The following is a 14,329-nucleotide window of genomic DNA, read 5'->3' as shown; positions in this document are numbered from 1 at the left end:
TTACTGCTTGTTCGAATCGGTGGCGGCCGGCTTGGCCGCATCGGCCTGCTCGGGCTTGGCCGCGTCGGCCGGTGCCTTGCCTGCGGCCGGTGCTGCGCCCGCCGGAGCGGCGCCGCCTGCGGCAGGCTTGCCGTTGGCGTCCTGCCCCGGGGTCCACGGCTTGGCGACTGCCGGTGCACCTTCCTTGACCTTCTGCACGCCGGCCACGATCACCTTGTCACCGGCGGCCAGGCCGTCGCTGACCAGCCAGTTGCCGTTCTGCGCGCCATCGGTCTTCACGTTCTTGCGCACGACCTTGCCGTCGGCACCGACCACCATCACGTAGCCGCCGGTGGTGTCGCGCAGCAGGGCCTGCTGCGGCACCAGGTAGGCGTTGTTGCGCTCGCCCAGGTTGGCCTGGAAGCTGACGAAGGCGCCGGGCAGCAGGATCTGCTGCGGGTTCGGCAGCAGCGCGCGCAGCGACACTGCGCCGGTGGCCGGGTCGACCGTGGTCGAGGAGAAGTCCAGCGTGCCCGGCTCATCATAGGTGCTGCCGTCGGCCAGCTTGACGTTGACCGTAGCCTTGCCGTCACCGGACAGCGCCAGCGCGCCCCTGGCCTGCTGCGCACGCAGCTGGGTCAGCTCATCCACGCTCAGCGAGAAGTTGACGTACAGCGGGTCGAGCTGGTCGACGGTGGTCAGCAGGGTCACATCGCCCTGGCCAACCAGCGCGCCCTCGGTGACCTGCTGCTTGTTGGCCACGCCGCTGATCGGCGCGGTCACTTCGGTGTAGCCCAGGCTGATGCGCGAGGAGGTCACCGAGGCTTCGGCCTGCTTGACTGCGGCCAGCGCGGTGCGCTCGGCCGATTCGGCATTGTCCAGGTCGGCCTTGGAGACGAACTGCTGCGGGGCCAGCGAACGTGCGCGGTCGGCGGCGACCTTGGCGTTGGCGTAGGTCGCGCGGGCCGAGGCCAGCTGCGCCTCGGAGGCATTGAGCGAGGCACGCAGCGGCGCCGGGTCGATCAGGAACAGGGTCTGGCCCTGCTTGACCTGCGAGCCTTCCTGGTAGACGCGCTTGAGCAGCACGCCGGGCACGCGTGCGCGGACGTCGGCGCTGCGGAACGGCGACAGGCGGCCGACCAGCTCGCGCTGCAGCGGCAGGGTCTGCGGCTTGGCGTCGATCACGCCCACCTCCGGCGGCGGGGGCATCTGCTGTTCCGGCTTCTTGCAGGCAGCCAGAGCGACAGCAACGGCGCACGTCAAGGCAAGGGTGCGGAGTGGGGCGGTCATCAGGAGGAACTCCGGGGTTGGTTTGTAGACGGGGCCGGCGACGGCTGTGGCGCGAACGCGCGCAGGAAGCTGTCGACGGAGAACTCTGCCCAGCGCCGACGCAAGAGCGCGTCATCACGATGGGGGGTGTGGAAGCGCTGTTTGTCGAAATCCTGACCGGCGATCATGCTCAGCAGCAGTTCGGCCATGAAGTGCGGGTCGTCATGCCGGAGCTGGCCTTGCATGCAAACGGTTTCAATCCATTCAGCAAGATGAAGCGTCAGCGCGCCGGCACCATGCCGGTACAGCGTACGCGCCTCTTCGGGAAACTGGGCCGCCTCGGCTGCAATCAGCCGGCAGGCCTGTCCTACGTGCGGTTGGTTGAAATGCTCCAGGAAGTCGGTGGCGAACTGGAGCAGGCTGGCACGCAGGTCGTCACCGCGGAGTGCACGCAGCATGGCCCCGGTGGCGTGGCCGACGTGGCGCTGCATCACCCGGCGCAGCAGTTCCTGCTTGCTGCCGTAGCGCGAGTACAGGGTCTGCTTGGAGCAGCCGGCATGCTGGGCCACCGCGTCCATGCTCATCTGCATGCCCTGCTGGGCCAGCAGTTCGCGCACGGCATCGAACACGCGCTCATCGCGCGCGTCGAGGGCAACGGGGAGGTAGGCCGGGTTCACGCGGTGGACTATACCGTCCAGTTCAGGATTGTGGAATCGAATCGGCGTCGCCGCGTGTGTCTTCCGGTAACACGCTTTGCCGATCCTGTCGGCAGTGCTGAAGCAGGCGCCAGCTCCATACCGGAGCGAACTGAATAGGCGTCTAAACCGCAGCAAACCCGAATCTGGTTATTCCGTCCTGCAGCAAGGCCTTTTCGTGCGGTAGGGCTACAATTTCATTTTCCCAACTGAGCAAGCGCATCGCTCTGCCATGAAACCGCAAAAAACCGCAGCCAAGACCGTGAAAAACAAGACCAAACCAGCAGAGTCGGAGGTCGCAGTGACCGCTGGTTTCTCCCTGGAGCCGGTGTACACGGCATTGCGCAAGCGTTACCCCGCGGCCGCACAGGCCGAAGCGGTGGCCTTCGCCACTGACTTCTACAAGCGCATGGAGTCGGACGAGTTCCCGCACCACAGCGCTGAAGAGTGGGCCGCGCTCGCGGCTGAGACGCTGGAATTCGCCCGGACCCGCAAGGCCGGCAAGGCCAACGTCCGCGTGTTCAATCCGACCGCGAAGGCCAACGGTTGGGAATCGCCGCACACCGTGCTGCAGATCGTCAACGACGACATGCCGTTCCTGGTCGACACCGTCACCATGTCGCTGGCCGAGCAGGGCGTGGGCGTCCACGTGCTGGGCCACCCGGTGCTGCGCTTCACCCGCGACAAGGCCGGCAAGCTGGTCAAGGTCGGCGAAGGTGACACCGAGTCGGTGATGCTGCTGGAAATCGACCGCCAGCCGGCCGAAGCCATGGCTGCCATCGAGCAGGCCATCAACAAGGCGCTGGACGAAGTGCGTGCGATCGTGCGCGACTGGCAGCCGATGAAGGACAAGGCGCTGGCGCTGGCCGACGACCTGGGCAGCCGCCAGCTGCCGGTCGACGACGCGTCGCGCAAGGAAGCACAGGAGTTCCTGCGCTGGGCCGCCGACAACCACTTCACCTTCTTCGGCTACCGCGAGTACCGCGTCGAGAAGCAGGGCAAGGAAGAAGTGCTGGCGCCGCTGAACGACACCGGCCTGGGCCTGATGCGCGGCAAGGACAAGTCCGCCGCCCGTCCGGTCAAGACCCTGGCCGCGCAGGGCCTGAACACCACGTCCGGTCTGAAGGACGCGCTGATCCTGACCAAGACCAATGCCCGTTCGCGCGTGCACCGCGCCGGCTACATGGACTACATCGGCGTGCTGGAATTCGACGCCAAGGGCAAGATCATCGGCGAGCAGCGCTTCCTCGGCCTGTTCACCTCCAGCGCCTACAACCGCCGCCCGTGGGAAATCCCGCTGGTGCGCCAGCGCCACGAGCACGTGATGAAGCAGTCGGGCCTGGCCCCGGCCAGCCACAGCGGCAAGGCGCTGCGCCACATCCTGGAAACCCTGCCGCGCGAAGAACTGTTCCAGTCCAGCGAGGACGAACTGTTCCGCACCGCGATGGGCGTGCTGGGCCTGCAGGAGCGCGTGCGCAGCCGCCTGTTCCTGCGCCGCGACAAGTACAGCCGTTTCATCTCCGCGCTGGTCTACCTGCCGCGTGAGCGCTTCAACACCGACGTGCGCCTGCGCATCGAAGCGATGCTGAAGGACGCGCTGCACGGCGAGTACGTCGACAGCTCCGTGGTGCTGGGCGAATCGCCGCTGGCCCAGGTGCACCTGATCGTGCGCCCGAAGCCGGGTGAGATGCTCGACGTCGATACCGCCGAACTGGAGCAGAAGCTGGCCCAGGTGCTGCGCAACTGGCAGGACGACCTGCGTGAAGCGCTGGTGACCCGCCATGGCGAAACCGAAGGCCTGCGCATCGCCGCCCGCATCGGCAAGGCACTGCCGGCCGGCTACATCGAAGACAACAGCACCGCCGTTGCCGCCAACGATGTCAGCCAGCTCGATGCGCTGACCGGCCCGGACGACCTGCGCCTGAGCCTGCAGGCCGTGCCGCGCGAAAGCGGCGATGGCCTGCGCCTGAAGCTGTATCGCCAGCTGGACGACATTCCGCTGTCGGACGCGCTGCCGATGATGGAAAACATGGGCCTGCGCGTGATCGCCGAGCGTCCGTACCGCCTGTCGGTCGACAACGCCCCGGTGTACGTGCAGGACTTCGAGGTCGAGTCGACCGCCGGCGCGATCGATGCCGCCAGCGTCGATGAAGCCTTCGGCGAGACCTTTGCCCGCGTCTGGCACGGCGATGCCGAGAACGACGGCTTCAACCGCCTGGTGCTGGCTGCCGGCCTGCACTGGCGCCAGGTCGCCATGCTGCGTGGCTACTGCAAGTACCTGCTGCAGACCGGCGTACCGTTCTCGCAGGCCTACGTGGAAGGCACCTTCGCGCGCTACCCGCTGCTGGCCCGCCTGCTGGTCGAGCTGTTCGAAGCCCGCTTCGATCCGGCCACCGGCCACGAAGGCAAGGACGACATCGCGGCTGGCCAGGCCCAGCTGAAGGCCCACTTCGACGTGCTGGCTGCTGGCGACGACGCCACCCTGAAGGTGCTCAAGACCGTGGTCGACGCCCGCAAGGGTGACCGCGACGCGCAGATGCAGGCCGCGCGCGACGCGCTGCTGAAGCTGATGGACCGCGTGTCCAGCCTGGACGAGGACCGCATCCTGCGCTCGTTCATGGGCGTGATCGACGCGACCCTGCGCACCAGCTACTACCAGACCGATGCCAACGGCCAGCACGGCCATGTCATCAGCTTCAAGTTCGATTCGGCGCTGGTGCCGGACCTGCCGAAGCCGCGCCCGTACCGCGAAATCTTCGTCTACGGCCCACGCGTGGAAGGTACCCACCTGCGCTTCGGCGCGGTCGCCCGTGGCGGCCTGCGCTGGTCGGACCGTCGTGAAGACTTCCGTACCGAAGTGCTGGGCCTGGTCAAGGCACAGATGGTCAAGAACACCGTCATCGTGCCGGTCGGCGCGAAGGGCGGCTTCTTCGCCAAGACTCCGCCGGTGAACGGCGACCGTGATGCGATCTTCGCCAACGGCGTGGCCTGCTACAAGCTGTTCATCCAGGGCCTGCTGGACATCACCGACAACATCGTCAACAACAAGATCGTGCCGCCGGTGGATGTCGTGCGCCACGACATGGACGATCCGTACCTGGTGGTGGCCGCCGACAAGGGCACCGCGACCTTCTCCGACATCGCCAACGGCCTGGCCATCGCGCACGGCTTCTGGATGGGCGATGCGTTCGCCTCCGGTGGTTCGGTCGGTTACGACCACAAGGGCATGGGCATCACCGCACGCGGTGCGTGGGAGTCGGTCAAGCGCCACTTCCGTGCGCTGGGCCGTGACAGCCAGAGCCAGGACTTCACCGCGGTCGGCGTCGGCGACATGTCCGGCGACGTGTTCGGCAACGGCATGCTGCTGTCGCGCCACATCCGCCTGGTCGCTGCGTTCGATCACCGCCACATCTTCCTGGACCCGAACCCGGATGCGGCCACCACGTTCGTTGAACGTGAGCGCCTGTTCACCGTGCCGCGTTCGAGCTGGGCGGACTACGATGCCAAGCTGATCAGCAAGGGCGGCGGCGTGTACCCGCGTACCCTGAAGTCGATCGAGATCACCCCGCAGGTGCGTGAAGCGCTGGGCCTGGACGAGAACGTCAAGGCGCTGTCGCCGAACGACCTGATGAGCGCGATCCTGAAGGCGCCGGTCGACCTGCTGTGGAACGGCGGCATCGGTACCTACGTCAAGGCCGCCAGCGAGCAGCACAGCGATGTCGGCGACCGTGCCAACAACGCGCTGCGCGTGAACGGTGGCGAGCTGCGCTGCAAGGTGGTGGGCGAGGGCGGCAACCTGGGCATGACCCAGCTGGGCCGCATCGAAGCCGCGCAGGCCGGCGTGCTGCTCAACACCGACTTCATCGACAACTCGGCTGGTGTCGACACCTCCGACCATGAAGTCAACATCAAGATCCTGCTCAACGATGTGGTGCGGGCCAAGAAGCTGACCGTCGAGCAGCGCAACAAGCTGCTGGCTTCGATGACCGATGAAGTCGCCGAGCTGGTGCTCAACGACAACTACCGCCAGAACCAGGCGCTGAGCCTGATGGAGCGGATGGCGGTCAAGCGCCTGGGTTCCAAGCAGCACTTCATCCGTACCCTGGAGCAGCAGGGCCTGCTTGATCGCCAGATCGAGTTCCTGCCGTCCGATGCCGAGCTGTCGCAGCGCAAGGCACGCGGCCAGGGCCTGACCCGTCCGGAACTGTCGGTGCTGCTGTCCTACTCCAAGCTGGTGGCGTTCGCCCAGCTGCTGGATTCGGACATCCCGGAAGATCCGTACCTGTCCAAGGAACTGCAGCGCTACTTCCCGACCCCGCTGCAGAAGAAGTACGCCGACGCAATGGAGCGTCACCGCCTGAAGCGCGAAATCATCGCCACGGCCGTGACCAACCAGACCATCAACCGCATGGGCGCCACCTTCCTGATGCGCATGCAGGAAGACACCGGCCGTTCCATCGCCGAGGTCGCCAAGGCCTACACCATCAGCCGTGAAACGCTGGATGCACGCGCGCTGTGGGCGCAGATCGATGCCCTCGACGGCAAGGTGCCGGAGTCGGTGCAGATCGACGCACTGGAAGTGATCTGGAAGCTGCAGCGCTCGTTCGTGCGCTGGCTGCTGTCGCGCCCGGGCGCGATGCCGGGCATCACCGAAGCGGTCAACCGCTACCAGGGTCCGTTCAACGACATCCGCGTTGCCTCGGGTGTGCTGCCGGATTCGCAGCGTCCGACCTATGAAGCCCTGGTGGCCGAGTGGAAGGAAAAGGGCCTGCCGTCCGCGCTCGCGCAGCAGCTGGCCGAACTGCACTTCCTGGAGCCGGCGTTCGACATCATCGAACTGGCCCGTACCCGCAAGCTGAAGCCGGTGGACGTGTCCAAGGTCCACTTCCGCCTGGGCGATGCCCTGCAGCTGCCGTGGCTGTTCGAGCAGGTCGATGCGCTGGAGGTCAACGGCCGTTGGCACGCCGTGGCACGTGGCGTGCTGCGCGACGAGCTGGCCGCCAACCACCGCAACCTGGCTGGCCAGGTGCTGGGCACCAAGGGTGGCAGTGCTGAGGCGAAGGTGGCGGCCTGGATGGGCCGCGACGACAACAGCCTGCGCTTCACCCTGGCGATGCTGGCCGAACTGGCCGAGCAGAAGACCCTGGACTACCCGACCGTCTCGGTCGCGGTCCAGCGCCTGGGCCAGCTGGCCGCACATGGTGCGTAAGTGAAGTAGTGCCAGGCCATGCCTGGCATGAGTGAAACGGAACGGCCCCGCGAAAGCGGGGCCGTTCTGTTTTGTAGCGCGCGCCTGGGACGGGTAGTGCCGGCCGCTGGCCGGCAACCCCATGGACCTCCCCGCAGATGGGCGATTGCCGGCCAGCGGCCGGCACGACCGGGTATGCTCTTGCTGGCACACCCACCCGGATCCACCGATGAGCGACACCCCCCGCATCGCCTTCCTGGCCAGCGCCACCGAACCTGCACAGATGGCCCGCGCGGCGATGGTCTCGCGCTATGGCGATCACGCGCCGGAGCAGGCCGACGTGCTGTGTCCGCTGGGCGGCGACGGCTTCATGCTGCAGACCCTGCACCGGCATGGGCACCTGGGCAAGCCGGTGTTCGGCATGAAGCTGGGCACCGTCGGCTTCCTGATGAACCAGTACCGTGGCGACGACGACGTGCAGGCGCGCATTGCCCGTGCCGAACCGGCCAACCTGCGCCCGCTGGAAATGGTGGCGCTGACCGAGTCGGGCACCAGTACCGGTTCGCTGGCTTACAACGATGTGTCGCTGCTGCGCCAGACCCGGCAGGCCGCGCATATCGGCATCGACCTCAACGGGCAGGAACGCGTGGCCGAGCTGATCGGCGACGGCGTGCTGGTGGCCACCCCGGCCGGCAGCACCGCCTACAACTATTCCGCGCACGGTCCGGTGCTGCCGCTGGGTTCGCATACCATCGCGCTGACGCCGTTGGCCCCGTACCGGCCGCGTCGCTGGCGCGGGGCGATTCTCAAGGCCGACACCGAGGTGCGCTTCCGCGTGCTCGATCCCTACAAGCGCCCGGTCAGCGTCACTGCGGATTCGCACGAGACCCGCGACGTGGTCGAGGTGACCATCCGTGAGTCGAAGGACCGCCGCGTGACCCTGCTGTTCGACCCGGAGCACAACCTGGAAGACCGGATCCTGAGCGAACAGTTCGTTTTTTGAGGACAATGGGCGGCCGGCCCCGCCGACCGCTTGAAGGACCCCCACCGATGGGCGACAACTCCCCCCGTTTGCTGACCGTCGCGGTGACCTCGCGCGCCCTGTTCGACCTCGAGGAAAGCCATGCGCTGTTCGAGAGTGATGGCGTGGCGGCCTATGCCGAATTCCAGCGCCAGCATGAGGACGATATCCTCGGCCCCGGCGTGGCCTTCCCGGTGGTGCGCAAGCTGCTGGCGCTGAACCAGGGCGCCAGCCCGGAGAGCCCACGGGTCGAGGTGATCCTGCTGTCGCGCAACTCGGCCGATACCGGCCTGCGCATCTTCAACTCGATCCAGCACTACGGCCTGGGCATCATCCGTGCGACGTTCACCGCCGGCGAGCCGACCTGGCCGTACGTGAAGCCGTTCGGTACCGACCTGTTCCTGTCGGCCAACCCGGAATCGGTGCGCAGCGCGCTGCGGCATGGCATTGCGGCGGCGACCATCCTGCCCAAGCCGCCTGGCGAGACCGCCGCTGCGGCGGCCGACCAGATCGATACCGGTCGCCCGGCCGGCCAGCTGCGCATCGCCTTCGACGGTGACGCCGTGATCTTCGGTGACGAGAGCGAGCGCATTTCGCGCGAGCAGGGCGTGGAAGCCTTTGGCCGCCACGAGCGCGAACGCGCCCGCGAGCCGCTCAGCGGCGGTCCGTTCCGCGGTTTCCTGTCGGCCCTGCATACATTGCAGGAAGTGTTCCCGGCCGGCGAGAGTGCGCCGATCCGCACCGCACTGGTCACCGCGCGATCGGCACCGGCGCATGAGCGGGTGATCCGCACCCTGCGCGAGTGGGGCGTGCGCCTGGACGAGGCGCTGTTCCTCGGTGGTCGCCACAAGGGGCCGTTCCTGCAGGCGTTCGGCGCCGACATCTTCTTCGATGATTCGCAGCACAACATCGACAGTGCCCGCGAGCATGTGGCCGCCGGCCACGTACCACATGGTGTCGCCAACGAGAGCTGAGGGCACGACGGGTCGGTGCCTGGCACTGCCATGCTTCCGTGCCCACCAAGGTGGGCACCTACCAGGGCGCTGTGCCCTGGTAGTCGCCAACCTTGGTTGGCATTGCCGTCAGGCCACGGGTCCGGTCACGGCCTGCCGGACATCCCCAGCTGCAGGTCCACCACCTTCCAGCGCAGGCCCTGCGGTTCAAGAACCACCTTCAGCGGCGGTTGGCCGGGGCCGCGATCGACATCGATCACGAAGCGGTCCAGTGCCTCGAAATGGTGCTCGGCATGCTTCAGCGGCCGCGCCGGTTCGGTCGCACCGAAGGCATCGCCGCCCTGCAGTTCATTGCGGCCACGCTTCCACAGCACGTGGCCCTGCAGCATCGCGCCGATCCCGGTCGGGGTCACCATGGTCTCCACCGCAGCACCGCCAAGCTGGTCGCCCAGGCCATAGAGCAGGGCGCCGAACGGGCTGGCTGCCACGTCGGGGCCGGCCTGGCGCACCAGGTAGTCATTGAGCTGCGCACGCAGGCTGCTGCGCACGCGCGGGAAATCGACGTAACGCTCCAGGCGGGCAGTGTCGCGCTGCTCGATGGCCTTGGACAGGCCATTGACGGTCATGTAGGGGCCGCCGAACCACCAGGCCGCGACGGCCAGGACCAGCAGCACAATGAGTGCGGTGAGTTTCTTCATGCCGACCAGACTGCCGCAATGGCGGCAGTGCCGGGTGAAGACTCAATGACTGGGCGAGCCACGGCCGTCACCGAAGGCATCGACCAGTTGTTGCCGTTCGGCCGGGGTCAGTGCTTCCAGCCGCGTCGCCAGCACCTCGTCGAGGCTGCGGGTGCGGGTGGTGCCGAGGATGCCGCTGGCCACGCCGGGATGGCCCAGCGCATAGGCGAAGGCGGTCTGGGCCGGGCGTTGGCTATGGATCGCGCCCATGGCGCGCCGCATCTGGCGGGCACTGCGCATCAGCTGGCGGCTGCTGGGTTTCAGCCAGGCGCGCGCCAGGTACCAGCCATCGGCCAGCCGTGGCAGGCGAGGGCGCGCGGGCAACAGGTGACCCTGCGCCAGCACGGTGCCGGCCAGCACGCCAATGCCCACCGCCTGCAGCTGGTCGATCAGCGGTTCGCGGTCCTGCTGCAGGGCGTTGTAGTCCAGCAGCACCACATCGAACGCGTCGGGATGGGCGATCATCCAGCGCAGGGTCGATGCCGAGTGGGTGTTGATGCCGGTGTGGCGGATCAGGCCGCGTTCGCGCAGGCGTTGCAGCGCGGCCAGCAGGTCGTCATTGATGTCGTGTTCGCTGGCGCCATGCAGCTGGTAGAGGTCCAGATGATCCAGGCCGAGGTTACGCAGCGACGCCTCGCAGCTGGCGGTGATGGCCGCGGGCGAGAAGTTGCGCTGCTCGGCGCCGCTGATGCCGGCCTGGCCGGTGAGCGTGCCGCCTTTGCTGGAGATCACCAGCGCGTCGCGCGGGTACTGCTTCAGCAACGGGCGCAGGATGCGGCCCAGGCGCGGCTCGGCATGGAAGCCGGAATAGTTGTGGCCGGTATCGAGCAGGTTCACGCCATGGGCGAGCGCATGCTCGACCACGGCGGCCGCCTCATGCTCGGGGAAGCGGCGATGACCCCAGAAGCCGGAGCAGCCCAGGCCGATCGGTGAAACGGCCAGGCCTGTGCGGCCGAGCACGCGCCGCTGGCGGGCCAGCGGAAGATCCTGCGACATCAGAACTCCAGGTCCAGCGCGGCGCACAGGTAGTCGACGAATGGACCGAGGGCGGCTAGGTCCTTGCCCAGCGTGGACAGCAGTCGCGGGCCGGTCATGGTGGCATCGTCCAGCGAGCGCCACATCACCCAGTTGCGGTGCTTGAGGTCGTCGATGAACTCGAAGTCGGCCGGGAAGCCACGCGGGGGCCGCACCAGCTTCTCGCTCTCCTCGAAATCGAAGCGCTTGCGCAGGGCCGGCGCATGCGCGGCGGCCTTCCAGCTGCCCGGGTTGTCGAGGATGAAGTGGCGCACGCGACGCTGGGTTTCAGGCTCCGGATGCCACAGGCCGGCACCGACGAAGCTCTCGCCGGGCTGCAGGTGCACGTAGAACGAAGGCGCGGCCACCTCGCGGCGGCGCTCATGGAACAGGCGCGCGCCCTGCCAGGTCTTGTACGGTGACTTGTCGTTGGAGAAGCGCGCGTCGCGATGGATGCGGAACAGCGAGCCGCCGACGCCGCGGGTATCGGCGCGGAAATGCTCGCTGACCTCGGCCAGGGCCGGCTGCAGGTCGCCCAGCAGGCGCAGGAACGGCTGCCGTACGTGGTCTTCATACTGCTGGCGGTGGTCGTTGAACCAGGCCTTGTCGTTGTGCCGCGCCAGGCTGCGCAGGAACTTGAAACTGGCGTCCGAGAAGTAGGTGCTCACAGCGTCTCCTGCAGGTGCTGGCCCCAGTCGCGCAGCGATTGCAGCAGGGCCTGGCGCCGCGCGTCGTCGGGCGCTTCGGCGGCCAGTGCATCGAGCTGCTGCTGGTACTGGGGCAGGTTGAGTTCGCCCAGCCCGCCGTCGCCGAGCAGGCGCTGGCGGCGGTAATCCTGCCAGCGCTGGCGTTCCGCCGGCGCGAGGCTGTCGGGGTGGTTGCGTGCGCGGTAGCGGAACAGCAGCTCCGGCAGGCGCGGGTCGCGGAAACGGCCTTCCAGCGCGGCCAGCTGCTCCGGAGCGGTGGTGCGTGCCAGTGCAAGCAGCGGCTTGTCGCCATTGCCGAGGAAGCCGTCGTACAGCGAGGCATCGACGTCGACCACGGTGGCGGCGCGGGGCTGGTTGTAGACCTGCCGGGCCTTCTCGGCCAGCTCTGGGGCGAACGCGCGCAGCCGTTCCACCTTGGCCTCGATCGCGGCCACGTCCAGGCCGAGGCGCGCGTGGTCATCGGCGCGCAGGTGGTTCCAGGCGATCAGCGCCGGCACCTTGTTCAGATGTACTTCCTTCAGCGGCACCCGCGCCATGCCTTCGGGCAGCTCGCTGGCGCGCATGTACAGGCGCTGCGCGATCACTTCGGCCGGCAGTTCCAGCAGGTCGTCGATCTCGCCTTCCAGGTCGAACACGATCACCCGGTTGTTGATGGTCGGGTGAACGGCCAGCGGCAGCACCGGGGCCGCACACAGGCGGCTGGCCGGGTAGCGCATGGAAATGTGCAGCACCGGCTTCATCGCGGCCACGTCCAGCAGGCTGCCGACGAAGCGCTTGTCACGCAGCTTCAGCGCGTAGTCCCACAGGCGTGGCTGCGACTGCTTGAACAGGCGTGCCATGCCGATGGTGGCGCGTACGTCGGACAGCGCTTCGTGCGCATCACCCTCGCGCACGTTGTTGGCCTCGGCCAGGTGCTCGAGCTTGAACGAGGTGGCGCCATCCTCGCGAAGCGGCCACTGGATGCCGTCCGGACGCATCGCGCGCATCAGCCGCAGCATGTCCAGCAGGTCCCAGCGCGAATTGCCGTTGCGCCACTCGCGCTCATACGGGTCGTGGAAGTTGCGGAACAGGCCGTAGCGGACGAACTCATCGTCGAAGCGCAGCGTGTTGTAGCCCAGCGCGCAGGTGCCGGGGCGCGACAGCTGCTCGTTGATGCGGTCGAAGGCCTCGGCCTCGCTGATGCCCTCGGCCAGGGCCTGCTGCGGGGTGATGCCGGTGACCAAGGTGGCCATCGGCGAGGGCAGCAGGTCATCGGCCGGGCGCACGAAGAAGCTGACCGGGGTGTCGATTTCGTTGAGGTCGGCGTCGGTGCGGATCGCGGCGTACTGCGAGATGCGCGTGCGGCGCGGGTCCTGGCCGAAGGTTTCCAGGTCGTAGAACAGGAAGCTGTCGGCCATCAGTGCGCGCCCTCCAGGACCGGCAGCAGCGCGTGGATCTGCGCTTCCAGTGCGGCCCAGTCGATGTTGTCCAGTGAATCGTGACCGGCGGTGGCGGCCACCAGCATGTCGCGCTGCAGCTCGGTACGGCGCAGCGCCTCGGCGTAGGGCGTGTGCAGGAAGGTGACCATCGTGTAGTGCGGTACGAAACGGGTCGGCCAGCGCCGCTGCAGTTCCTGCTCCAGTTCGCGCTGCAGCAGGAACGCGGGATCGGCGACGCGGTCGCGCATCTCCAGGTAGTTCTCCAGCGCCATCTGCTGGATGGCACGTGCATTCGGCTTGCGCTCGGCTTCGAACGCGGCGAACGCGCCTTCCAGGTCATCGGCCTCCATCAGGTGGCGGGCCAGCGCAACGCAGTCCTCGAACGCGCAGTTCATGCCCTGGCCGTGGAATGGCACCATCGCATGCGCGGCATCGCCGATCAGCACGGCGCGGCCGTGCTGGTGCCAGCGCTCCAGGGTGAGCGTGCCGAGCAGGCCCGGCGGGTGCTGTTCCCAGTCCGCGCGCAGGTTCGGGATCAACGGCAGGGTGTCGGCGAACTCGCGTGCGAACAGCGCTTCGGCCTGCGCACCGGTGTTGACCGTGGCGAAGCTGGGATCGCCCTGGTTGGGCAGGAACAGGGTGACGGTGAAGGTGCCTTCGTGGTTGGGCAGGGCGATGCACATGTAATGGCCACGCGGCCAGATGTGCAGCGCATTGCGCTCGATGCGGAAGCTGCCGTCGGCGGCCGGCGGGATCTCCAGCTCCTTGTAGGAGTGGTCGAGGAAGGCGATGTCCTCGCCCAGCGGCGCACGGCGGTTCATCGCCGCGCGCAGTGCCGAACCGGCGCCGTCGGCACCGATCAGGGTGTCGAAGCGGATGTCGTGCGGGCTGTCGTCGCGGTCATCGATGAAACGCGCGTAGCCGGCATCGAAATCAACGGTGTGCAGGCGGCGATGGAAGTGCACGGTGGCGCCGGCCTGTTCGGCCAGTTCCAGCAGCGTGGTGTTCAGGTCGCTGCGGTGGATCGACCAGATCACTTCGCTGTCATCACGGCCATAGCGCTGCAGCTGTGGTTCGCCGTCGCGCGGGTGCACCATGCGGCCGCGCATCATCACCGCGCGCGCCATCACTTCGTCCTCCACACCCGCCTGGCGCAGCGCATTGCGCCCGCGCTCGGCCAACGCCAGGTTGATCGAACGACCGCTCTCGTAATCGGCCACGCGCGGATCGCCGCGGCGTTCGTACAGGGTGATGCGCCAGCCTTGCCGTGACAGCAGGATGGCCAGCAGGGACCCGGCCAGGCCGGCACCAACAATGCTCAACGAGCGGGAAGCATGTGCGATCAACG

Annotated in this window: 10 protein-coding genes; 3 read left to right on the top strand and 7 right to left on the bottom strand. The window is 67.6% G+C overall.

Going from position 1 to position 14,329, the window contains the following annotated elements; translation table 11 throughout:
• Together AB1281_RS12075 and AB1281_RS12070 are read right to left on the bottom strand one after the other, a co-directional pair.
• Positions 1–1,269: an efflux RND transporter periplasmic adaptor subunit gene (locus tag AB1281_RS12075; RefSeq protein ID WP_430346032.1), complete on the bottom strand. Its 1,269-nt coding sequence runs from the start codon at positions 1,267–1,269 to the stop codon at positions 1–3.
• Entirely contained in the window at positions 1,269–1,925 is a 657-nt protein-coding gene (locus tag AB1281_RS12070) for a TetR/AcrR family transcriptional regulator (protein ID WP_014037749.1), read from the bottom strand. Before AB1281_RS12070 ends, AB1281_RS12075 begins: the two co-directional genes overlap by 1 nt.
• Before the next feature lie 250 nt (positions 1,926–2,175).
• Between AB1281_RS12070 and AB1281_RS12065 the strand changes: the two genes are divergently transcribed.
• From AB1281_RS12065 to AB1281_RS12055, 3 genes are all read left to right on the top strand, one after another.
• A complete protein-coding gene (locus AB1281_RS12065) occupies positions 2,176–7,152 on the top strand; it encodes an NAD-glutamate dehydrogenase (RefSeq protein ID WP_014037748.1) in 4,977 nt (1,658 codons plus the stop codon).
• Between the two features lie 208 nt (positions 7,153–7,360).
• Positions 7,361–8,134, top strand: coding sequence for an NAD kinase (locus AB1281_RS12060; protein ID WP_032962058.1), 774 nt, complete (start codon positions 7,361–7,363; stop codon positions 8,132–8,134).
• A gap of 47 nt (positions 8,135–8,181) precedes the next feature.
• Complete coding sequence (locus tag AB1281_RS12055; RefSeq protein WP_430344833.1) at positions 8,182–9,126, top strand: 5'-nucleotidase; 945 nt, start codon at positions 8,182–8,184, stop codon at positions 9,124–9,126.
• 125 nt (positions 9,127–9,251) lie between these two features.
• On the opposite strand, the gene AB1281_RS12050 is transcribed toward AB1281_RS12055, so the two are convergent.
• From AB1281_RS12050 to AB1281_RS12030, 5 genes are read right to left on the bottom strand one after another with little or no spacing between them, the layout of a single operon-like run.
• Entirely contained in the window at positions 9,252–9,803 is a 552-nt protein-coding gene (locus AB1281_RS12050) for a DUF2939 domain-containing protein (protein ID WP_430344832.1), read from the bottom strand.
• A gap of 42 nt (positions 9,804–9,845) precedes the next feature.
• Positions 9,846–10,838, bottom strand: a complete 993-nt coding sequence (locus AB1281_RS12045) for an aldo/keto reductase (RefSeq protein ID WP_075677410.1) — start codon at positions 10,836–10,838, stop codon at positions 9,846–9,848.
• The gene (locus tag AB1281_RS12040) at positions 10,838–11,524 is read right to left on the bottom strand and encodes a DUF2461 domain-containing protein (protein WP_049463160.1); all 687 of its coding nucleotides are present in this window, start codon (positions 11,522–11,524) and stop codon (positions 10,838–10,840) included. The genes AB1281_RS12045 and AB1281_RS12040 overlap by 1 nt, the downstream gene beginning before the upstream one ends.
• A complete protein-coding gene (gene sbcB / locus AB1281_RS12035; protein ID WP_075677414.1) occupies positions 11,521–12,960 on the bottom strand; it encodes an exodeoxyribonuclease I in 1,440 nt (479 codons plus the stop codon). The genes AB1281_RS12040 and sbcB overlap by 4 nt, the downstream gene beginning before the upstream one ends.
• Positions 12,960–14,327: an FAD-dependent oxidoreductase gene (locus AB1281_RS12030; RefSeq protein WP_430346031.1), complete on the bottom strand. Its 1,368-nt coding sequence runs from the start codon at positions 14,325–14,327 to the stop codon at positions 12,960–12,962. Before AB1281_RS12030 ends, sbcB begins: the two co-directional genes overlap by 1 nt.
• Between the last annotated feature and the right edge of the window lie 2 nt (positions 14,328–14,329).

Origin of the sequence: Stenotrophomonas sp. NRRL B-14846 (assembly GCF_050473585.1) — a bacterium.
In the GTDB taxonomy this organism is placed as follows: domain Bacteria; phylum Pseudomonadota; class Gammaproteobacteria; order Xanthomonadales; family Xanthomonadaceae; genus Stenotrophomonas.
Note: the sequence above shows the minus strand (reverse complement) of the source record. Positions and strands in the feature narration are given on the sequence as shown.